The organism is Actinomadura sp. WMMA1423 (assembly GCF_006547145.1).
In the GTDB taxonomy this organism is placed as follows: Bacteria; Actinomycetota; Actinomycetes; order Streptosporangiales; family Streptosporangiaceae; genus Spirillospora.
In genome coordinates this window covers 3,049,644-3,069,936 of record NZ_CP041244.1, presented here as the reverse complement: position 1 = coordinate 3,069,936, position 20,293 = coordinate 3,049,644, and the positions used below count along the sequence as shown (strand labels likewise).

The window sequence follows — 20,293 nt, the reverse complement described above, 5'->3', positions numbered from 1 at the left end:
TCTGCTATCTCGGGGACGACCCCGAGTTCACGAAAGGTAGTCAGGGCTTTCAGCCTCCAATATGCGGGGTCTCCGCTCCCGGGTGCGGCGCGGCTCGACGGCGTGAAGCCGCCCGGCCGGCGTTGCCCGCCGTTCCTGTGGCCGCGCGCTCGCGCGGGAGGGACCAGCCGTTGATCAAATTCTTCGGCGACCGCATTCAGGGGTTGAAAGCAGTCACTCACCGTGGCTGCGTGCGGTCACACTCCGCGACGCAGTGTACCGACCGTTAGTCGCTTACACCAATAGCCGGTCACCGTGCCCAACGTTTCCACGCTTTCATCTATTCCGTCCCCGGCCCGCCAGGCGTTATGCGCCCCGCGGGGACGGGGGCCGCGGGCCCGATCGGGGCGCGGCGCGCCGACGGCCACATCCGGACATCCGGAAACTACGGAAGCCCCCGCCCTGGGGGAGGCGGGGGCTTCCATCGGGGTGGCGCGGGTCAGTGGGTCCGGTGCCCGGTCCGCCAGCCGCGGCCGCGGCCGCGACCGTGGCCGCGGGAGTTCATCGCGGTCAGCGCCGCGACGCCCACGGCGGCGATCACCACCGCGAAGACGAGGGCGACGAGGGTGCCCGCTCCGAGGGCGTCCGCGACGACGCCGCCGAGGATCGCGCCGACGATCCCGACGAGGATCGTCAGCAGGATGCCGATCGGGTTCTTGCCGGGGACGACGAGCCGTGCGACGGCTCCGATGACGGCACCGACCACGATGAACCAAAGGATCGTCGTGAGCATATCGATCAACCTTTCCATTCGGTGGGCCGGTGGCCCGAGTCGGTGATCGATATGCCCCTCCCACCGGGTTGAAACAAAACCCAGGTCAAGAGGAGTGGGAAGTGCGTAAAGCCCAGGTACCGCGGGCGTCGAGCGGCCGGCGGGCGGGCGTGCTGCGGGCTCGGCTGCGGTGCCTGCCCGGGTGCGGTGCCTGCCCGGGGGCGGGGCTCGCTCAGTGACGATGCCCGCTCAGGTGTACTGCGTTCCGAATCCGACGCTGCGCTGCTCGTCCTCGGAGATCTCCAGGTAGCCGACGCGGGCCCCCGGGAGGACGACCCGGCCGGCGCGGCGGTCCTTCAGCACCAGCACGCCGTGCGGGTCGGCGAGCGCCGCCCCCAGCGCGTCCTGGACCTCGTCGGCCGTCTGGTCGGTGTCGACCACGAGCTCCCTGGCCACGTTCTGGACCCCGATGCGAACCTGCACGCGATGCCTCCGTCGTCCGGCGCGTCCCGCCGACCGCCGGCGGGCTCGCCTCCGATGGTCGCACGTAGATCGCCGGACGCGCCGACGGCCGGTTGTGCCGAGGGTGAACTTTCCCCGATCCCGGTGGGGGTCAGCCCTGGTCGGTGGTGCGCGGGAAGCCGGAGATGCCGCGCCAGGCCAGCCGCGCGATGATCTTCTCGGCGGTGTCCTTGGGGATCGCCCGGTGCTGGGAGAGCCAGAAGCGGGCGCTGACCTCGGCCATGCCGACCAGGCCCATGCCGAGCAGGTGCGCCTCCTCGGCCGGGGCGTTGGTGTCCTCGGCGATGACCTGCGCGATCATCTCGGCGCACTGCTGGTTGGCGCGGTCGACGCGGGCCCGGACGGGCGCGACGTTGCGCAGGTCGGACTCGAAGACCAGCCGGTACGCCTCGCCGTCGCCCGCCACGAAGTCGTAGAAGGCCTGCATGCTCGCCTGCACGCGCAGCTTGTTGTCCGTGGTGGACTCCAGCGCCTCGCGGACGATCTTCACAAGGGCCTCGGCGTGCTCGTCGAGCAGCGCCAGGTACAGCTCCAGCTTGCCCGGGAAGTGCTGGTAGAGCACCGGTTTGCTGACGCCCGCACGCTCGGCGATCTCGTCCATCGCCGCCGCGTGGTACCCCTGCGCGACGAACACCTCCTGGGCCGCGCCGAGCAGTTGCTTGCGGCGAGCCAGTCGCGGCAGCCTCGTGCCACGGGGGCGGGCGTCCGGGGTCGCGGTCACCACACTCTCCGATCACGCAATCGTGGGGACGGATGGGGGTCGTCCGTCACCGGGAAACAATCTCATCATCCTACGCGCGAGTAACTCGGTTGGTCACGGGCCACGCCCGCCGTCGTTCCTTCGCGCAGGTCAGTGTATTCCCGGCGGAGGCCGCGACGGTCGTGCCCCGGCCTTTCCGTCAGCCTTCCTGCCTGTGCCGGGGGCCAGGCGGTCAGCGGTAGTCGTCCTCGTCCAGCCGCACCTCGAGCCGCTGCTCGGCGGCGTCGGCCTCGTTGGCGTCGTCGGGCATCGGGCCCCGCTCGACGCCGTCCTCCTCGTCGAGGACGGCGCGCTGCTCGGCGGCGTCGGCCTCGTCGGCGTCGTCGGGAGCGGGCTGTGCCAGGTCGTCGGTCTCGCTCATCAGGGGTCCTCCTCAGGGTCCGCGGCCGTCTCGAGTTCACGGCCGTCCCGGGCTAGGGCGCCTTCTCGCGCTCGCCTCCTTCGCGGCTCCACCGCCGGCCCGGGGTTCACAGCCGTCCGGCCAGTTCCCGCAGCGGGGCCTCGACCGACTCGCCGTGGGTCGGGAACGCGTGGACGACGTCGGCGAGCAGGCTCAGCGGCGTCTCCGCCCGGATGGCCAGCGCGATCTCACTCATCCACTCCTCGGCCCCCAGGCCGGCGGCGGCGGCCCCGACCAGCAGCCCGCGGGCGCGGTCCGCGTACAACTCCACCCGGCCGCGCTCGTCGGCCTCGACCGCCGCCCGGGCCGTCGAGGCGAGGTCGTACCCGGCGGTGAGGAGGTCTATTCCGAGTTCCTCCGCCTGCCTGGGGGAGACCCCCACGGAGTAGACGGTGGGCGTCGTGTAGACGACGCGGGGGATGGCGCGGTAGTCGGCCTTCCGGCGGCGCCCGAGCAGGTTCGACAGCGCCACCTGCGCCTGGTAGCGGGCGGCGTGCGTGGTGCGGGCGATGCCGGTGACGTCGCCCGCCGCCCACACGCTCCCGGCGCGGGACGGGACGCGGCACGTCTCGTCCACGGGGATCCCGCGGCCGGCGGCGAGGTCGATGCCGAGGTTCTCCAGCCCGAGGCCCTGCACGCGGGGACGGCGCCCCGCGGCGACGAGGACGCGGTCGGCGTCGAGGGTGCCGCCGTCCGACAGCCACAGCCGCAGCCCGACGTCCTTGCGCTCCACGTCGGCGACGGCGATGCCGAGCCGCAGGTCGACGCCCATCCGGCGCAGCGCGTCCGCGAGCACCTCGCCCGCGAACGGCGCCTCCGCGGTCAGCAGCCGCCCGGACGCCTCGACGACCGCGACCTGCGACCCGAACGCCGCGTACACCTGTGCCAGCTCGCACCCGACCGGGCCGCCGCCGAGGATCACCAGCCGGCGCGGGAGGTCGGAGACCGACAGGGCCTCGGCGCTCGTCCACAGGGGCACGTCGGCGAGGCCCTCGACGGGCGGGATGACGGGCTCGCTGCCGGTGCACACGACGAGGTCGCCGAATCCGTGCACGGCGCCGTCCACCTCGATCCGGCCGTGGTCGAGGACCTGGCCCCGGCCGCGCAGGACGGCCACCCCCGCCTCGGCCATCCGCGCGACGGCGGCGTCGTCGCCCCGGTGCCCGGCCAGGCCGTCCCGGCGGGCGAGCGCCGACTCCCACGTCTCGCCCCGCCGGGCCGACAGCAGCAGCGACTTGGACGGGACGCACGCGAAGTACGGCGACTCCCCGCCGACGAGGCGGCTCTCGACGAGCGCGACGCCCCGTCCGGCGCGGGCGAGGCCGGTCGCGACCATCTCGCCCGCGGTGCCCCCGCCCAGCACTACGGCGTCGTAGTGGTGGTTGTGCGACAACGTTCGTTCCTTCCACCCGTGGTGTCCCCGCGCACCATGGTGACGGAAGGCCGTCCCGGAGCGTGCCGATTCGAACACATAGGGCATGCGGAACGCGGAAGTCGCTCAGGGCAGCGGCTGGTGGTCCTTCAGAAGGGGTTCCAGGAGGTCGCCGTGCTTGTCCACTCGGGTGAGGACGTCCTCCGGGCCGAAGACGAGATCGGCGGCGTCCCCGCACGACTCCAGCTCGTCCCAGGTGATGGGCGTCGAGACCGAGGGGCGGTTCCCGGCGCGCAGCGAGTAGGGCGCGACGGTCGTCTTGGCGGGGTTGTTCTGGCTCCAGTCGACGAAGATCTTCCCCTTGCGCAGCCGCCTGTCCATCTTCGCCACGACCAGCCGGGGGTTCTCCTCGGCCAGGCGCTGCGCGGCGGCCTTGGCGTACTCCGACGTCCGCTCGGCCTCCCCGGGCTCCTTGATCGGGACGTAGAGGTGCAGTCCCTTCTTGCCGCTCGTCTTCGGGTAGGAGTCGAGGCCGTCCTCGGCGAGCACGTCGCGCAGCAGGGCGGCCACCTCGCACGCCTGCACGACCGTCGCGGGCGGGCCCGGGTCCAGGTCGAAGACCACGAGGTCGGGGGCGTGCACCTTGCCGCGCGGCCCGACCTTCCACTGCGGGACGTGCAGCTCCAGCGCGGCGAGGTTCGCGCACCACACGAGCGTCGCGAGGTCGTCCACGACGACGAAGTCGAGGGTGTCGCGGCCCTTGGAGCTGCCGGGGGTGGGGACCGTCGCCGTCCGGACCCAGTCCGGGGTGTGGGAGGGGGCGTTCTTCTCGAAGAACTTGCCGCCGTCGACCCCGTCCGGCCAGCGGATGCGGGTGGCGGGGCGGTCCTTCAGGTGGGGGAGCATGACCGGGGCGACGCGGGCGTAGTAGTCGATGACCTCGCCCTTGGTGAACTCCGGGTACAGGTTCTTGTCGAGGTTGGAGAGGGAGAGCTGACGGCCGTCCACGTCGACGGCGGTCCTCTTACTGCTCACTCGTGACCTCCAGGGGGTCCTTGTCGTCACGCAGGCCCCGCCAGGACGGGAAGCGGAGGCGGCCGTCCCTGGTGCGGGCGCTGTAGGCGACCTCCCCGACGAGCCGGGGCTCAACCCATTGGGCGTCGCGCGCGAACTCGCGCGGAACGGGCTCGTCGTAGGGGCTGGTAGGACGCCGCAGCGGCCACAGCGTCTCGTACAGCTCGTCCAGCGCGCGGTCGGTGAAGCCGGTGCCGACGTGCCCGACGAAGCCCAGCAGCCCCTTCAGGTCGTACTCGCCGAGCAGCAGCGAGCCCACGCCGCCCTCGCGCCGCCCCTTCCCGGGCTTCCAGCCGCAGACGACGACCTCGCGCGTCATGAAGTTCTTCACCTTGCGCCAGAAGTCGACGCGGCGCCCCGGACGGTACGGCGAGTCGAGGCGCTTGGCGAGCAGGCCCTCCATCCGCTGCTCGCGGGTGAAGGCGAGCAGTTCCTCCACCTGCTCCTGGTCGGCGCCGTGCAGGTACGGGGGCACCTCCACGGGGCCCGAGCCGGCGAGGTCGAGCTCCGCCAGCACCGAGCGGCGGTCGGCGTAGGGCACGTCGTACAGCAGGTGCCCGTCCAGGAAGAGGACGTCGAAGACCACGTAGCGGACGGGCACCTCGCGGATCAGTCGCGGATCGGGGCGCTCGACGTGCATCCGGCGCTGGAGGCGCTCGAAGCTGGGCCGCCCGTCCTGGAAGGCGACGACCTCGCCGTCCAGCACGATGTCGTGGTCGGGCAGCAGGTCGGCGAGTGCGGACAGCTCGGGGTAGCGGCTCGTCACCTCGCCGCCGCGCCGCCCGACGGCCCGGACGCCGTCGGCGGACACGTGCGACAGGACGCGCACGCCATCCCATTTCAGCTCAAGGCCCCACTTCCCGCCGTCGGAGGGGAGGTCCCCGGTAGAGGCCATCATCGGCTCGACGGGCCACGGCATGGTCATAAGGCCGTCTTACCCCGTACCGCCGCACGGGGAAAGGATCACGACGTCCTTCTGGCGCAAATCGAACGGCGTTGCGACGCTAGGGGCAGGAACGTGCTGGGTAAGGACGGGTCATGCGCAGTATCTGGAAGGGCGCTATCTCCTTCGGTCTGGTGACCATACCGGTGAAGCTCTACTCGGCGACCGAGCAGCGGGACGTCGCCTTCCACCAGGTGCACCGGGAGGACGGGGGGCGCATCAAGTACAAGCGGGTGTGCACGGTCGACGGCGAGGAGGTGCCGTACTCCGACATCGCCAAGGGGTACGAGCTGCCGAGCGGCGAGATGGTCATCCTCACCGACGAGGACTTCGCCGACCTGCCGCTGTCGTCCAGCCGCCGGATCGACGTCCTGCAGTTCGTGGAGCGCGAGGAGGTCGACCCGATCTACTTCGCCAAGTCCTACTACCTGGAGCCCGACGCGCAGGGCGCCAAGCCGTACGTGCTGCTGCGGGACGCACTGGAGAGCTCCGGGCAGGTCGCCATCGTCAAGGTGGCGCTGAGACAGCGCGAGTCGCTCGCGACGCTGCGGGTCCGCGAGGGCGTGTTCGTCCTGGAGACCATGCTGTGGCCGGACGAGGTCCGCGCGCCCGAGTTCGCGTTCCTGGAGGAGGACATCGAGGTCCGCAAGCAGGAGCTGTCGATGGCGACGTCGCTGATCGAGTCGATGGAGGGGGAGTTCGACCCGGGCGAGTACACCGACGCCTACCGCGAGGCCCTCCAGTCGGTGATCGACGCCAAGGTCGAGGGCCGGGAGGTGGCGCGTCCCGCCGAGGAGGGCCCGGAGGAGCCCGCCGCGGACCTGCTCAGCGCGCTGCGCGCGAGCGTCGAGGCGGCCAAGAAGAGCCGCGGCGAGAAGGGCGGGAAGGCGGCGTCCGGCAAGGGGGCGGCGGACAAGAAGCCCGCCGCGCGCAAGGCGTCGTCATCGTCGAAATCCGGTGCGAAGAAGGAGCCGGCGAAGAGCCGGAGCCGCAAGTCCGCGTGAACCCCGCGCCGGGTCCGGGCAGTGCGCCCGGCAGGGGCGGTTCAGTTGTCGCGGCGTGCGGAGAGCACCCGGCCGACCGCGGCGGCCGCGCCCGACGGGTCGGCGCACGGCGCGATCCGCTCGCCCCAGCCGTAGCAGTAGGACCAGCCGTCGCCGGACCGCTCGCGGACGGCGATGACGCTCTCGTTCACGCGCGGCAGCCGCGGGTCGGCGACGAGCGCGGACGGGCGGCGGTCGGCGGGGGCGGCGACCTCGACGGCCCAGCCGGCGGAGCGCAGGGCGTCGGTGAGCCGCTCCAGGTGCGTGAGCGCCGTCTCGGCCTCGGTGATGAGCAGCGCGGACATGGTGCCTCCAAGGGAACGTCCCGGCACGGGGAAGGGTTCGGGGTTCCGCCGGGCAGGGGGCCGTCGCGGCACGCGTCACGCGAGGGTGCAGCCGGTGGAATGACGTTCAGTCTTCCCCCGGCCGCGGGAGTCCACAAGCGGTTCGGGTGGATTGGTGGCCGGCACTTTCCGGGGCGCCCGGGTGCCGGCCACCGGTGCCGGGCTCAGCCCACGGGCTCCAGCCGCGGCGGGGCCGGGGCGTCGCCCTCCCGGATCCCGTACCGGCCGTAGAGCCGGGCCAGCGGGCCGGGCGCCCACCAGTTCGCGCGGCCGAGCAGCCGCATCGTGGCGGGCACGAGCAGCGCCCGCACGACCGTCGCGTCCAGCAGGATCGCCACGGCCATCCCCACGCCGGTCATCTTGATGAACGTGATGCCGGACGTCGCGAACGCGCCGATCACGACGATGAACAGCAGCGCGGCGCTGGTGATGATCGCTCCGGTGCGCTGCACGCCGGAGGCGACCGCCGCGGTGTTGGAGCCGGTCAGGTCGTACTGCTCGCGGACCCGCGACAGCAGGAACACCTCGTAGTCCATCGAGATCCCGAACAGCATCGCCAGCATGAGGATCGGCATCGCCGGGGAGATCGCGCCGGTCGCGGTGAAGTCCAGCGGCCCGGACAGGTGGCCGTCCTGGAAGATCAGCACGACCGCGCCGAAGGTGGCCGACAGCGACAGCATGTTCATGACGATCGCCTTCAGCGGCAGCAGCACCGACCCGAACGCCAGGAACAGCAGGAGGAACGTGGCGCCGCCGACGAGCAGGGCCAGCCACGGCAGGGTCGCGCCGATGCTGGCGAGCTGGTCGACCACGTCGGCCGTCTGGCCGCCGACGCGGGCCTGCGCGCCGGGCGGCGGCGGGACGTCGCGCACCCGCTGGACGAGGTCGCGGGCGGCGCCGGAGTTCGGGTCGGGCTCGTAGCGCAGCGCGATCCGCGTCGTCGTGCCCTTGGCGCCGGTCACCGTCGCGGCCGTGACGCCGGGCAGCGCGTCCAGACGGGCCCCGTACGCCTGGACGGCGGCCTGGTCGGACGTTCCGGTGACCACGGCCTCGATCGGGCTGGTGGCGCCCCGGGGGAACCGGGACTCCAGCGTCTCGGCGACGGCCCGCGCGTCCGTGCCGTCCGGCAGGACCTTCGCGTCCACGCCGCCCCAGTTGATGCGCAGGAACGGGGCGCCGAGCACGAGGAGCAGCGCCACGGTCGCGACCATGTAGACGACCGGGCGGCGCATGACGCTGCGCGCGACGCGTCCCCACCAGCCCTCGGTCCGGCCGGCGGACGCCCTGTGCCGCCGGATCGGCAGCGCGTTCACCTTCGGGCCGAGGACGGCCATCAGCGCGGGCAGAACGGTCAGCGCGCCGGCCATGCACACCAGCACGGTGGCGATGCCGCCGTAGCCCATGGAGACCAGGAAGTTCTGTTCGAACAGCAGCAGCCCGGACAGCGACACCGCGACCGTGACGCCGGAGACCGCCACCGTCCGCCCGGCCGTGGCCATCGTGGCGGCCAGCGCGTCCTCGGCGGAGGCGCCGTCCCGGCCGATCTCCTCGCGGAACCGGCTGACCATGAACAGCCCGTAGTCGATCGCGAGGCCGAGCCCGAGGAACGTGGTGATGTTGACCGCGAAGATCGACACGTCGGTGACGTAGGTGAGCGCGTGCAGCGCGGTGAACGAGCCGAGGATGGCCAGGCCGCCGACCAGCAGCGGCAGGCTCGCCGAGACCAGCCCGCCGAAGATCAGCACCAGCAGCACCAGCAGGATCGGCATCGCCATGCCCTCGGCCCGGCCGATGTCGGACGAGACGCGCTCGTTGATCGCCACCCCGGTGCCGACCTGCCCGCCGACCTTCGCGGTGAGGCCGCCGCCGACCTCGGTCAGGTCGTCCTGGATCGCCTTGTAGGCGTCCTCCCGTGCCGCCTCGTCGGAGCCCGCCAGTTGCAGGACGGCGTAGGTCGCCTTACGGTCCTCGCTCACGAACTGCGGCGAGCCGGTCGTCCAGTACGTGCTCGCCTTGGCGACCTTGTCGGACGGCAGCGCCGCCAGCGCCCGCTCCACCGAGCTCCGGAAGGACGGCGTGTCCACCGTCGCCGCGCCCTGGTAGAGGATCACGACGTCCGCCTCGTCCCGCCCGAGGTCGCGCTCGGCGATCCGGGTCGCCGCCGCGCTCTGGCTGCCCGGAGTGTCGAAGCCCCCGGAGGAGGTCAGCGCGCCGAACACGCCCGTCCCCCACACCGCCGCGAACACCAGGGCCGCGCCCGCGACGGCGAGGACCCAGCGCCGGCGCCGGTGGACCCACCTGCCCCATCGATCGAACATGACTGCTTCCCCCAGCCTCGTTACCTTGAGTAATTTCAGTGAACGCCGTAAACTGAGAACAGCGTTAACTTCGCATACGGTGTTAGCTGTCGTCAAGGGTGTTTTTGAGGAATCATGCGAGGGCGGCCGGACGCGGCCGGGCGGAGAGCCGCAGGGCTGCAGAGCATCGGGCACAGGGAGGGGGCGTGGTGGAATCGCGCCGTGATCGCATGCGTGCGGCGACGGTCAGGGAGATCTCCGAGACCGCCCGCCGGATCCTCGTCGAGGAGGGCCCCGACGCGGTGACGCTGCGCGCCATCGCCCGCGAGATGGGCATGACGGCCCCCGCGCTCTACCGCTACTTCGGCAGCCACGGCGAGCTGCTGCGGCACCTGGTCGGCGACCTGTTCATGGAGCTGACCGGCGAGCTGCACGCGGCCGTGAAGGACGTCCCGGCGGGCGACATGAGCGGCAAGTTCATGACGGTGGCCCGCCAGTTCCGGCTCTGGGCGCTGGGGCACCCCCGCGAGTACTCGCTGCTCTTCGGCACGCCCGTGCGCGGCGCCGCGCACCAGGAGGAGGTCGACTTCGCGGAAGAGTGCGCCCGCCGTTTCGGCTGGACGTTCCTGTCCCTCTTCCTGGAGCTCTGGAGGAAGAGCCCGTTCCGGGTGCCGGCCGACGACGAGATCGACCCGGGCCTGCTCGTACAGCTGCGCCGCTACCGCGACGAGGTCCTCGGCGTCGAACTCCCGCTCGGGGTGATCCAGCAGTTCCTCAAGTGCTGGACGAGGCTCCAGGGCGGGGTCAGCCTGGAGGTGTTCGGCCACCTGGAGTTCGCCCTGTCCGACGCCGCCCCCATGTTCGAGCTGATGCTCCGCGAGGTGGCCGGCGAGCTGGGCCTGACCTACGCCCCGCCGGAGAAGTGAGCCGGAACGACGGCGAAGGCCCCCGGAGTGTTCCGGGGGCCTTCGGTTCGCGCGGTCAGTAGGACGGGAGGCTGGGGTCGATCTGGTTGACCCAGGCCAGGACGCCGCCGCCGACGTGGACGGCGTCGCCGAAGCCGGCGCTCTTCACGACGGCGAGGGCCTCGGCGGAGCGGACGCCCGACTTGCAGTGCAGGACGATCTTCTTGTCCTGCGGCAGGCGCTCCAGGGCGGCGCCGTTCAGGAACTCGCCCTTGGGGATGAGCGTGGCGCCCGGGATCGAGACGATCTCGTACTCGTTGGGCTCGCGGACGTCGACGAGGAAGATGTCGTCGTCGCGGTCCTGCATGGCCTTGAGGTCGACCACGGAGATCGTGGAGTCCTTCGCGGCCTCGGCGGCCTCGTCGGACACCGCGCCGCAGAAGGCCTCGTAGTCCTCCAGCAACTCGGTCTGCGTCGGGTTCTTGCCGCACAGCGGGCACTCGGGGTCCTTGCGGACCTTGACCGAGCGGTAGGTCATCTCCAGGGCGTCGTAGATCATCAGCCGGCCGACGAGCGGCTCGCCGATGCCGGTCAGCAGCTTGATGGCCTCGTTCACCTGGATGGAGCCGATGGACGCGCACAAGACGCCGAGCACCCCGCCCTCGGCGCACGACGGGACCATGCCGGGCGGCGGCGGCTCGGGGTAGAGGCAGCGGTAGCAGGGGCCGTGCTCGGCCCAGAACACTGAAGCCTGGCCGTCGAACCGGTAGATCGAGCCCCACACGTACGGCTTGCCGAGCAGGACGGCGGCGTCGTTCACCATGTAGCGGGTGGCGAAGTTGTCGGTGCCGTCCACGATGAGGTCGTAGCCGGAGAAGATGTCCATGACGTTGTCGCGGTCGAGTGCGACGTCGTGCACCACCACGTCGATCAGCGGGTTGATGTCGCGGACGGTCTCCGCGGCCGACTCGACCTTCGGCTTGCCGAGGGACGACTGCCGGTGGATGATCTGCCGCTGCAGGTTGGACTCGTCCACGACGTCGAAGTCGATGACGCCGAGGGTGCCCACGCCGGCGGCTGCCAGGTAGAGCAGGGCGGGTGAGCCGAGGCCGCCCGCGCCGACGACCAGGACCCTGGCGTTCTTGAGGCGCTTCTGCCCGGCCATGCCCACATCGGGGATGATCAGGTGCCGCGAGTAGCGGTTGACCTCGTCGCGGGTGAGCTCCGGGGCGGGCTCGACCAGAGGTGGCAAGGACACGGTGGATGCTCCTGTGCTGACGCTCGACGTAAGGAGGGCGGGACGTCATCGTCCACTCACCGCACAACCTTGCCATGTGCTGCGGCATTCCCGGCAGCCGCCCGCGCGCCGGTTGCCACTGACTCCCTCGGTACCGGAATGGAACGCCATAAAAGGGGCACCGTACGGGCGCGGAGGCCGGCGGACGGGACCGGCCGCGGGTGAGGAGAGGTAGACGGGCATGGGGTTCCTGAAGAAGTTCACCGGAGAGAAGAAGGCCACCGGGGAGCGGGCCGGACGCCGGACCGCCGGGAGGCGGCGCAAGCCGAGCGCGCGCGAGCGGCGGGCGGCGATGCGCACCGAGCAGGCCGAGGCGAAGCTCCTGGAGACCGAGGCGCTCATCCACGAGGAGGCCGAGCGGCTGCGCCGCGAGACCCGGACGTCCGCATAATCCCGGCACATCGGGGGCATAGCCGCTTTATACGACTCTCCGTACCGGAGGAGGAACCATGGGTTTCCTCGACAAGCTGAAGAACAAGGCGCAGCAGGCCAAGGGCCGCGGCAAGGAGGAGGCCGGGCGGCAGTCCGGCGACCCCCACCTCGAGGCCGAGGGCAAGAGCGACCGCACCGCCGGCGGCGCCAAGCAGGTCGGCGAGAAGGTCAAGGACGCCGCCAAGGAAGCGAAGCGGACCGCGGAGTGACGCGCCGGACCGCCGACGCGTAGGGCCCTCGGCCACGCGGCGGCGCCGCCCGGAGCGCTGCGGCGGCTTGGAGTCCCGACCGCGGGAACATTGAGAACGGAGCCCCTTGGACAAGGGGCTCCGTCCGTTTCCCGGCCGGGAGGGAACTGCCTTCATGGGATGACGGGCGAAATGTCGTGAAGCGCAGTTAATCTTGACTGTTGTGGCATTCCTGCCCCCCTCCCAGCAACCGCCCCCGCCGCGGTCCCCGCAGCAGCCCGGCATGCCCGGCGGCTCCCGCCTCCCCGGCCCGCCCGGTGCCTCCGCGCCTCCCTATCCCGGGCCCCCGCCCGCTCCGCCGCGCCCGCTGAGGACGGGCGGTCCGTGGCCGGTGAACGGGCCGACGGGCCGCCACTGGAGCGTCGTGGCGCTGCTCGTCAGCTGCTGCTTCCTCGTCGCCACGGGGGTCTCGTTCTTCGCCGCGTGGACGACCCTGAGGCGCGAGCCCACGAAAGTCGAACTGCAGATCGCGGCCGACAAGGAGGTCGCGCGGCGCTGGGAGGCGTGGCCGGCGCGGCGCGTCTTCCCCGACAGGATCGGCTACCGGCCGGGGGGCGACCACACCGAGTACGCGTCGCGAACGGGGATCGTCCCGGACACCGGCTGCGTGGAGGGCGTGGACGACCAGATCGCGGAGACCATCGGCAGGCACGGCTGCCGGGCCGTCCTGCGCGCGAGCTACGTCGACCAGTTGCAGGGCGTCGTCGTCACCGTCGGCGTGGTCGCGTTCCCCGACCCGTGGAAGGCCGACCGGGCCTACAAGGAGCTGCCCGGCTCGCAGGGCCCCGACGGGTCGGGCACGGTCCGCCCCGCGCTGCGCGCCGCCGCGTTCCCGGGGACGGCGTCCGCCCGCTTCACCGACGACGCCCGGCAGGACCGGACCATCGACCGCGGCGGCCCGTACGTCGTGCTGACGACCTCCGGGCAGGCCGACGGCCGCCCGGCCGCCGCGGTGAAGAAGGCGCGGCCGGGCGAGCCGTTCGCGCTGGCCCCGCAGATCGGGTACGCGATCGCGCGGACGCTGTCGGCCAGGGCGCTGCCCGACTGCGACCGGTCCGAGTGGCGATGCTGACGGGAGCGCGGGCGAGCCGGTCGCGGGCGAGCCGGTCCGCTGTCGGGCTGGCGCGGCGCGGCATGGCGGCCGCCGCGGGCGCGGCGCTGGCCGGGGGCTGGCTGATGCCCGTCCACGCGCACGCCGACGTCGTCCGGGACAGGCAGCGGCCCGTCCTCGACCTCCTCGGCATGAACGCCGCCTGGAAGGTCACCAGGGGCGCGGGCGTGACGGTCGGGGTCGTCGACTCCGGCGTCGACCCCGACCAGCCGGACCTGCGCGGCAAGGTCACCGTCGGCCCCAACATGCTCGCGAAGATCGACGCCGGGACGACGCCCGCGCGGCTGCACGGCACCGGCATGGCGTCGCTGATCGCGGGGCGCGGGCACGGCCCCGCAGGCGGCTCCGGGATCGTCGGGCTGGCCCCGCAGGCGCGCATCCTCGCCGTCCGCGCGATCGGCGAGCCGGAGGACGCGAGCTACGCCCGCTTCCGGGCCGCCGGCAGTTCGGACAGGGCGGTGGCGCGCGGCATCCGCTACGCCGCCGACCACGGCGCCGACGTCATCAACCTGTCGCTCGGCAGCCGCGAGGAGCAGCCCGCCGAGCGCGAGGCCGTCGGCTACGCGGTCGGCAAGGGCGTCGTGGTGGTCTCGGCCGTCGGCAACGACGGCGACGAGGACGGGCTGCTGGACGGCGACGGGTTCGCGCCGTACTCCTACCCCGCGTCCTACCCCGGTGTGATCGCGGTTGCGGCGACGCAGTCCGACCACTCCCGCGCGCCGTTCTCCAACCGCAACTACTCGGTCCTGCTCTCGGCGCCGGGCACGGGACTGGCCGTCGCGGGGCCGGGCGGACGGTACTTCGTCAGCTCCGGCACCAGCGACGCCAGCGCGGTCGTCTCCGGGATCGCCGCGCTGATCCGCGCGAAGCACCCGCGGATGGCGCCCGCGCTGGTCGCGCAGGCGCTGATCCAGAGCACCCGGCACGGCCCGCCCGGCGGCTACGACCCCGAGCTCGGGTTCGGGGAGGTGCACGCGGCCCGCGCCCTCTCGGCGGCGGACTCCCTGGCCTCGGCGCAGCCGGGCCCCGCCAGGGCGAAGCCCGCCGGCCAGCGGTTCGGGGAGCGGGACCCGGAGCCGGTGGAGATCATCGAGCGGCCGATCTGGGTCCGGCCGCTGGTCGCCGTGATCCTGATCCTCGGGATCGGCGGGACGGTCGGGGCGGCCGCGCTCGCGATCACGTTCCGGCGGCGCCACCCCCGGCCGGCGGACGCGTGGCGCGCGCCCTGATCTCCGCCGCCGACGGCGAACCGGAACCGGGAGGCCGGCGACGGGCCGCCCGCAGGACGGCCGCGCTGGTGGCCGCGCCGGCGTGCGCGACCGTCCTCGCCGTCGCGGGCGTGCGGCTTGGCGCCGAGCTGACCCGCGCCCCCACTCCGGCCGAGCGCGCGGCGGCCGCGGCGGCGGAGCTGTCGGGCCGCTACCGGACCTGGCCCGCCGGACGGATCTTCCCCGCGGGCATCCCCTACCGGCTCGGCCAGGCCTCCGCCGAGACGGCCCGCCGGGTGGGGATCGGCCCCGACACCCGCTGCGGGACGGCCGCGGACGACGCGTTGACCCGGAGCCTCACCGCGCGCGGCTGCCGCGCCGCGCTCCGCGCCACCTACCTCGACCAGGCGCAGGGGCTCGCGGTCACGGTCGGCGTGGTCGTGTTCCCGGACGAGCGGACCGCGCGGGAGGCCGTCGCCTGGTTCCCGACCCGCGCCGGCGGCCGGGGGCTGCGCGCGCTGCCGTTCGCGGGCTCGGTGGCCGCCCGCTTCGGGGACGCGGCGCGGCAGGCGTCCACCGCCGCGCAGCGCGGCCCCTACGTGGTCGCGGCGACGGCCGGGTACGCCGACGGGCGCCCCGCGACGCGCGGCGCCCTCACCGACGCGGCCGAGCTCGCGCCGCAGCTCGTCCAGGGCGTCCTGCGGCCGCTGACCGCCCCCGCGACGGTCCGCTGCGACAGGCGGGAGTGGCGGTGCTGAGCCGCGCCGCCGCCGGGGCCGCCGCGCTGGCCCTCGCCATCGCCCCCGCCGCGGCCCCGGCGGGCGCCGCCGAACGCGCGGCGCCCTTGCGGGGCGCCCTCGCCTCCGACCCGGTGCGCGACGCCGTCACGCCCGTCCTGGAGTCGCTGAATGTGCCGCGCGCGTGGACGATGTCCAAGGGCGGCGGCGTGACGGTCGCCGTCCTCGACTCGGGAGTGGACGCCGGCCAGGCCGACCTCGCCGGCTCCGTCGCCACCGGCCCCGACTACACGCTCGGCGCGAACCCGGCCGGCGTCGCCCCGAAGCGGCTGCACGGCACGAACATGGCGTCGATCATCGCCGGCCACGGGCACGGACCGGGCGGGACCCGGGGAGTCGTCGGCGTCGCGCCCGAGGCGCGGCTGCTGTCGCTGCGGGTGATCCTGGAACGCGACGAGCCGGGCTTCGCGAAGTTCACCGGCAGGCGGCGCTACACGGGGACGATCGCCCAGGGCATCCGGTACGCGGTCGACCACGGCGCCGACGTCGTCAACCTGTCGCTCGGCCGCTCCTACCCCACGCCGCGCGAGCGCGAGGCCGTCGCCTACGCGATCGGCCGGAACGTCGTCGTGGTCGCGGCGGCGGGCAACAGCGGAGCCGAGGACGATCCGCGCGGGGTGGACGGCCGGTCCGCCCCGCCGCGCGGCGCCCGCGAACCCGGCGGCGCGGCCCCCAGGTACTTCTACCCGGCGTCGTTCCCCGGTGTGATCTCCGTCGCCGCCGTGGACGCGCAGGGCGAGCACGCCGGGTTCTCCAACCGCAACTCCGGCGTCGTCGTGTCCGCGCCCGGCGTCCAGATCATCGGCGCGGGCCCGGACGGGCGGTACTGGATCGGGGACGGCACGAGCCCCGCGACCGCGTTCGTCTCCGGCGTCGCCGCGCTCATCAGGTCCCGCCACCGCGGCCTCGCCCCCGCTCTGGTCACGCAGGCCATCGTGGCGGGCACCGCGGCCCGCCCGGCGCGCGGCTACGACCGGGGCGTCGGGTTCGGGCGGGTCGACGCCGCCGCGGCGCTCGCCGTGTCCGACACGCTGGCCGGGGCGCGCACGGGCGGCGCCGGCCTGCCGGCCGGGAGGCGGTTCGCGACGGGGCCGGCGCGCCCCGTCCAGGTCGTGCACCGCTCGGGCGGGCTCGTCGCCGCCTACCTGCTGATCTGCGCGCTGTCCCTGCTCGGCCTGGCGGGCTCCGCGGTCCTCCTGCGCGGCGAGCGGGATCCGGGAGAATGAGCGGATGTGGTCCGAACCTGACGAGTACGCCGAAGCGGTACTGGACGCGGTGGAACGGATCCCGCCGGGCCGCGTCCTGTCCTACGGCGACATCGCCGAGATGGTCGGACGCGGCGGCCCGCGCCAGGTCGGGCGCGTGATGTCGCTCTACGGGGGCGCCGTCCCGTGGTGGCGCGTCATCCGCGCCGACGGCCACCCGCCGAGCGGCCACGAGATCGAGGCCCGCGAGAACTACCGCGCCGAGGGCACCCCCCTCCACCCCGACGGCCGCCGAGTCGACATGGCACGTGCCAGGTGGACGGGCTAGGAGTGTTTGTCGCGTTTATCTCCTGCGACATGCGTGCGTATTGGTCAGAACCGTCTCGGTGATCTGTTCCAATGAACTGTTGTGCCGTCAGCTTCCTACCGTCTCGTGCGCCGCGCGGGTCCCGCGCGGAGCGTCCCGCCCGTGCTCGACGAGCAGCAGCGGCGGGTGGTCGAGCATGCCGGCGGGCCGATGCTGGTGCTGGCGGGGCCGGGAACCGGGAAGACGACGACGATCGTGGAGGCGGTCGTCGACCGCATCGAGAACCGCGGCGTCGACCCCGAGCGGGTGCTCGTCCTGACCTTCAGCCGCAAGGCGGCAGGGGAGCTGCGGGAGCGCATCACCGGCCGGCTGCACCGCACGACGCGCACGCCCCTGGCGCTGACCTTCCACAGCTACGCCTACGCGCTGATCCGGCGGGACGCCGTGCTGAACGAGGAGCCGGCCCCCAGGCTGCTGTCCGGCCCTGAGCAGCTGCTCGAAGTCCGGCGGCTGCTGGAGGGCGAGCTCGCCGACGGCGCCCGCGACTGGCCGGAGCGGCTGCGGGCCGCCCTCGCGACGCGCGGGTTCGCCGAGGAGCTCCGCGACTTCGCCCTGCGCGCGGTCGAGCGCCAGTTCGCCGCGGAGGACCTCGTCGCCCTCGGGCGCGTGCGGGGCCGCGACGACTGGGCGGCGATCGGCGGCTTCATGGAGCGGTACGTCGACCGGTTCCTGCTCGACCCCGTCCCGACCTACGACTACGGCGAGCTGATCCACCTGGCCGCGGGCATGCTCGCGGACGAGGAGGTGCGCATCCGGGAGCAGGACGCCTACGACGCCGTGTTCGTGGACGAGTACCAGGACACCGACCCCGCGCAGGAGGCCCTCCTGCACCACCTCGCGGGCGAGGGCCGCGACCTCGTCGTGGTCGGCGACCCGGACCAGTCGATCTACGGGTTCCGGGGCGCCGACGTGCGCGGTATCCAGGAGTTCCCGAACCGCTTCCTCACCCTGGACGGCGGTCCCGCGCCCGTGGTGGCGCTGCGGACGTGCCGCCGGATGGGCCCGGAGATCCTCGAGGCCTCCCGGCGCATCGCGAGGCGCCTGCCCGCCGGGACCGCGGGAGCGGCCGAGCACCGCGCGCTCCGGCCGGTGGACGAGCTGGACGAGGGCGAGGTCCGCGCGGTCATCGCCGACTCCGAGAGCCAGGAGTCCGCGCTGGTCGCCGACGAGCTGCGGCGCGCCCACCTCCTCGACGGCGTGCCCTGGTCGCGTATGGCGGTCCTGGTGCGCAGCGCCGTGCGGCAGGTGCCCGTGCTGCGGCGGGCGCTCGCCCAGGCCGGAGTGCCGGTGGTCGTCGCCGGTGACGAAGTGCCGCTGGTAGGGGAGCCCGCCGTCCGCCCGTTCCTCGTCCTGCTGCGCGCGGCGCTGAAGAAGGGCTTCCTGGACGAGGTCGTCGCGGAGGACCTCCTGACCGGGCCGCTGGGCGGCGCCGACGCGCTCGCCATGCGCCGCCTCAAGCGCGCTCTGCGCGACCTCGAGGAACTCGCGGGCGGGCAGCGTCCGCTGGGCGAGCTTCTGAGCGCGGCGGTGAACGACCCCCGCGAGCTGGTCCTCGTCCACGAGAGGGTCCGCGCGCCCGCCGAGCGGATCGCGAACCTGATCGAGACGGCGCGGCGCAGCGCCCACGACGGCGGCACCGCCGAAGACGTGCTGTGGGCCGTGTGGAAGGAGAGCGGCCAGGCCGACGTGCTGCTGGAGCAGAGCGTCAAGGGCGGGACGCGCGGCGCGGCGGCCGACCGCGACCTCGACGCCGTGGTGGCGCTGTTCGACCACGCCGCGCGGTTCGTCGACCGGCTTCCCCAGGCTGGGCCCGAGCTGTTCGTCGACAACATCGCCTCCCAGGAGATCGCCGGCGACACGCTGGCCGAGCAGGCGCCCGACGGCGAGGCCGTCCGGATCCTCACCGCGCACCGCTCCAAGGGCCTGGAGTGGGACGTGGTCGTCGTCGCCGGAGTCCAGGAGGGCGTCTGGCCCGACGTGCGGCTGCGCGGTTCGCTGCTCGGCGTCGAGGAACTGGTCGAGCACGCGGCCGGGGCCGAGCCGGACGGCGAGGCCGCCGCGGGCGCGTCCATGGCCGCCAAGATGCTCGACGAGGAGCGCCGCCTGTTCTACGTGGCGGTCACGCGCGCCCGCAGGCGCCTCGTGGTGACGGCCGTCGGCGGCGACGACACCGAGGAGCGGCCGTCGCGCTTCCTGAACGAGCTCCTCCCGGGCGCGATCGAGCAGTCGCAGCTCGACGAGAAGACCCGCTGGCTGTCGCTGTCCGCCCTCGTGGCCGACCTGCGCTCCGCCGTCGCCGACCCGGCGCGTCCCGAGCCGCTGCGGCGCGCCGCCGCCGGGCACCTGGCCCGCCTCGCGCGCGCGGGCGTGCGCGGCGCGAAGCCGGAGAACTGGTACGCCATCACCGCGCTGTCGGACTCCGGGCCCGCGTTCGCCGAGGACGAGCCCATCACGATCTCGCCGTCCCAGGTGGAGGCGTTCACCACCTGCGGGCTGCGCTGGCTGCTCGCCTCCGCGGTCGGCGCCCAGGAGGGCGGGCCCAACGAGTACAGCACCATGGGCAAGGTCGTCCACGCCGTCGCCGAGATGGCGGGCGCCGACGACGGCGTCGACGAGCTGCACGTCGCGCGGCGGCTCGACGAGGTCTGGAACGACCTGGAGTTCCGCAGCTCGTGGTACTCGGAGAAGCAGCGCGAGCAGGCCGCGAGGATGGTCGACAGGTTCCTCGCGTGGCACCGCGACAACCCCAACGAGGTCGTCGCGCTGGAGGAGTCGTTCAAGGTCGACCTCGGCCGCGTCGTCATCAAGGGCCGCATCGACCGCGCCGAGCGCGACGAGCAGGGCCGCGCCGTCATCATCGACATCAAGACCTCCTCCACGGCCGTCCCGAAGGACGACCTCGCCCGGCACCCGCAGCTCGGCGTGTACCAGTACGCGGTGATGCTCGGCGCGTTCGAGCGGCACGGGCTGATCGAGCCGGGCGGCGCGAAGCTGATCCAGGTCGGCAAGGCCGCGTTCACGGCGAAGGCGCGCGAGCAGGAGCAGCCCGCGCCCGCCGAGGACGCCGATCCCGAGTGGCCGAAGAAGCTCGTCGAGATCGTCGCCACGGGGATGGCCGGCGACGTCTTCCAGGCCAGGGCGAACGACAAGTGTCGCACCTGTCCCGTACGCTCCTGCTGCCCCGTCCATGACGAGGGCGGGCAGGTGGCGGACTAGC

The 20,293-nt window shown here is 73.4% G+C and carries 20 protein-coding genes; 10 read left to right on the top strand and 10 right to left on the bottom strand.

Annotated features, from left to right (window positions below):
- Window positions 1–478: 478 nt before the first annotated feature.
- The 7 genes from FKD65_RS14270 to ligD (FKD65_RS14240) form a co-directional block, all read right to left on the bottom strand.
- On the bottom strand, window positions 479–772 hold the full coding sequence (locus FKD65_RS14270) for a GlsB/YeaQ/YmgE family stress response membrane protein (protein WP_141577964.1): 294 nt from the start codon (window positions 770–772) through the stop codon (window positions 479–481).
- 228 nt (window positions 773–1,000) lie between these two features.
- Complete coding sequence (locus FKD65_RS14265; protein WP_141577963.1) at window positions 1,001–1,234, bottom strand: DUF3107 domain-containing protein; 234 nt, start codon at window positions 1,232–1,234, stop codon at window positions 1,001–1,003.
- A 130-nt stretch (window positions 1,235–1,364) separates the two neighbouring features.
- Entirely contained in the window at window positions 1,365–1,994 is a 630-nt protein-coding gene (locus FKD65_RS14260) for a TetR/AcrR family transcriptional regulator (protein WP_141577962.1), read from the bottom strand.
- 211 nt (window positions 1,995–2,205) lie between these two features.
- A complete protein-coding gene (locus FKD65_RS14255) occupies window positions 2,206–2,394 on the bottom strand; it encodes a hypothetical protein (protein ID WP_141577961.1) in 189 nt (62 codons plus the stop codon).
- 106 nt (window positions 2,395–2,500) lie between these two features.
- Window positions 2,501–3,826, bottom strand: a complete 1,326-nt coding sequence (locus FKD65_RS14250; protein ID WP_240810140.1) for an NAD(P)/FAD-dependent oxidoreductase — start codon at window positions 3,824–3,826, stop codon at window positions 2,501–2,503.
- Between the two features lie 105 nt (window positions 3,827–3,931).
- Entirely contained in the window at window positions 3,932–4,840 is a 909-nt protein-coding gene (ligD, locus tag FKD65_RS14245; protein WP_141577959.1) for a non-homologous end-joining DNA ligase, read from the bottom strand.
- Window positions 4,830–5,804: a non-homologous end-joining DNA ligase gene (gene ligD / locus FKD65_RS14240; RefSeq protein WP_141577958.1), complete on the bottom strand. Its 975-nt coding sequence runs from the start codon at window positions 5,802–5,804 to the stop codon at window positions 4,830–4,832. Before ligD (FKD65_RS14240) ends, ligD (FKD65_RS14245) begins: the two co-directional genes overlap by 11 nt.
- A gap of 113 nt (window positions 5,805–5,917) precedes the next feature.
- Between ligD (FKD65_RS14240) and FKD65_RS14235 the strand changes: the two genes are divergently transcribed.
- Window positions 5,918–6,826, top strand: a complete 909-nt coding sequence (locus FKD65_RS14235) for a Ku protein (protein WP_141577957.1) — start codon at window positions 5,918–5,920, stop codon at window positions 6,824–6,826.
- Window positions 6,827–6,867: 41 nt separating this feature from the next.
- Here FKD65_RS14235 and FKD65_RS14230 read toward each other — a convergent pair whose 3' ends face one another.
- Together FKD65_RS14230 and FKD65_RS14225 are read right to left on the bottom strand one after the other, a co-directional pair.
- On the bottom strand, window positions 6,868–7,170 hold the full coding sequence (locus tag FKD65_RS14230) for a hypothetical protein (protein WP_141577956.1): 303 nt from the start codon (window positions 7,168–7,170) through the stop codon (window positions 6,868–6,870).
- Between the two features lie 203 nt (window positions 7,171–7,373).
- Window positions 7,374–9,527, bottom strand: coding sequence for an MMPL family transporter (locus FKD65_RS14225; RefSeq protein ID WP_141577955.1), 2,154 nt, complete (start codon window positions 9,525–9,527; stop codon window positions 7,374–7,376).
- 209 nt (window positions 9,528–9,736) lie between these two features.
- Here FKD65_RS14225 and FKD65_RS14220 point away from each other — a divergent pair, with 209 nt between their 5' ends.
- Window positions 9,737–10,432, top strand: coding sequence for a TetR/AcrR family transcriptional regulator (locus FKD65_RS14220; RefSeq protein ID WP_168221036.1), 696 nt, complete (start codon window positions 9,737–9,739; stop codon window positions 10,430–10,432).
- A gap of 55 nt (window positions 10,433–10,487) precedes the next feature.
- On the opposite strand, the gene moeZ is transcribed toward FKD65_RS14220, so the two are convergent.
- Complete coding sequence (gene moeZ / locus FKD65_RS14215; protein WP_141577954.1) at window positions 10,488–11,669, bottom strand: adenylyltransferase/sulfurtransferase MoeZ; 1,182 nt, start codon at window positions 11,667–11,669, stop codon at window positions 10,488–10,490.
- A 220-nt stretch (window positions 11,670–11,889) separates the two neighbouring features.
- Between moeZ and FKD65_RS14210 the strand changes: the two genes are divergently transcribed.
- The 8 genes from FKD65_RS14210 (at window position 11,890) to FKD65_RS14175 (ending at window position 20,292) form a co-directional block, all read left to right on the top strand.
- On the top strand, window positions 11,890–12,099 hold the full coding sequence (locus FKD65_RS14210) for a hypothetical protein (protein WP_141577953.1): 210 nt from the start codon (window positions 11,890–11,892) through the stop codon (window positions 12,097–12,099).
- Between the two features lie 58 nt (window positions 12,100–12,157).
- Complete coding sequence (locus tag FKD65_RS14205) at window positions 12,158–12,349, top strand: CsbD family protein (RefSeq protein WP_141577952.1); 192 nt, start codon at window positions 12,158–12,160, stop codon at window positions 12,347–12,349.
- 202 nt (window positions 12,350–12,551) lie between these two features.
- Complete coding sequence (locus FKD65_RS14200) at window positions 12,552–13,460, top strand: hypothetical protein (RefSeq protein WP_168220883.1); 909 nt, start codon at window positions 12,552–12,554, stop codon at window positions 13,458–13,460.
- Window positions 13,454–14,728, top strand: a complete 1,275-nt coding sequence (locus FKD65_RS14195) for a S8 family serine peptidase (RefSeq protein ID WP_240810139.1) — start codon at window positions 13,454–13,456, stop codon at window positions 14,726–14,728. Before FKD65_RS14200 ends, FKD65_RS14195 begins: the two co-directional genes overlap by 7 nt.
- Window positions 14,713–15,465: a hypothetical protein gene (locus tag FKD65_RS14190; RefSeq protein ID WP_240810138.1), complete on the top strand. Its 753-nt coding sequence runs from the start codon at window positions 14,713–14,715 to the stop codon at window positions 15,463–15,465. Before FKD65_RS14195 ends, FKD65_RS14190 begins: the two co-directional genes overlap by 16 nt.
- Complete coding sequence (locus tag FKD65_RS14185; RefSeq protein WP_240810137.1) at window positions 15,459–16,730, top strand: S8 family serine peptidase; 1,272 nt, start codon at window positions 15,459–15,461, stop codon at window positions 16,728–16,730. The genes FKD65_RS14190 and FKD65_RS14185 overlap by 7 nt, the downstream gene beginning before the upstream one ends.
- A 4-nt stretch (window positions 16,731–16,734) precedes the next feature.
- Window positions 16,735–17,037 carry an MGMT family protein gene (locus tag FKD65_RS14180; protein WP_141577950.1) on the top strand — a complete coding sequence of 101 codons (303 nt, stop codon included), beginning with the start codon at window positions 16,735–16,737 and terminating at the stop codon, window positions 17,035–17,037.
- Between the two features lie 81 nt (window positions 17,038–17,118).
- Window positions 17,119–20,292, top strand: a complete 3,174-nt coding sequence (locus FKD65_RS14175; RefSeq protein ID WP_141577949.1) for an ATP-dependent DNA helicase — start codon at window positions 17,119–17,121, stop codon at window positions 20,290–20,292.
- Window position 20,293 lies beyond the last annotated feature (1 nt).

What these genes read in the sequence shown, in the direction of transcription:
- FKD65_RS14210 (WP_141577953.1), top strand. Translation starts at nt 11,890, where the DNA reads ATGGGGTTCCTGAAGAAGTTCACCGGAGAGAAGAAGGCCACCGGGGAG.
- FKD65_RS14205 (WP_141577952.1), top strand. Translation starts at nt 12,158, where the DNA reads ATGGGTTTCCTCGACAAGCTGAAGAACAAGGCGCAGCAGGCCAAGGGC.
- FKD65_RS14255 (WP_141577961.1), bottom strand. Translation starts at nt 2,394, where the DNA reads ATGAGCGAGACCGACGACCTGGCACAGCCCGCTCCCGACGACGCCGAC.
- FKD65_RS14235 (WP_141577957.1), top strand. Translation starts at nt 5,918, where the DNA reads ATGCGCAGTATCTGGAAGGGCGCTATCTCCTTCGGTCTGGTGACCATA.
- ligD (WP_141577958.1), bottom strand. Translation starts at nt 5,804, where the DNA reads ATGACCATGCCGTGGCCCGTCGAGCCGATGATGGCCTCTACCGGGGAC.
- FKD65_RS14180 (WP_141577950.1), top strand. Translation starts at nt 16,735, where the DNA reads ATGTGGTCCGAACCTGACGAGTACGCCGAAGCGGTACTGGACGCGGTG.
- FKD65_RS14270 (WP_141577964.1), bottom strand. Translation starts at nt 772, where the DNA reads ATGCTCACGACGATCCTTTGGTTCATCGTGGTCGGTGCCGTCATCGGA.
- FKD65_RS14230 (WP_141577956.1), bottom strand. Translation starts at nt 7,170, where the DNA reads ATGTCCGCGCTGCTCATCACCGAGGCCGAGACGGCGCTCACGCACCTG.
- FKD65_RS14195 (WP_240810139.1), top strand. Translation starts at nt 13,454, where the DNA reads ATGCTGACGGGAGCGCGGGCGAGCCGGTCGCGGGCGAGCCGGTCCGCT.
- FKD65_RS14225 (WP_141577955.1), bottom strand. Translation starts at nt 9,527, where the DNA reads ATGTTCGATCGATGGGGCAGGTGGGTCCACCGGCGCCGGCGCTGGGTC.
- FKD65_RS14220 (WP_168221036.1), top strand. Translation starts at nt 9,737, where the DNA reads ATGCGTGCGGCGACGGTCAGGGAGATCTCCGAGACCGCCCGCCGGATC.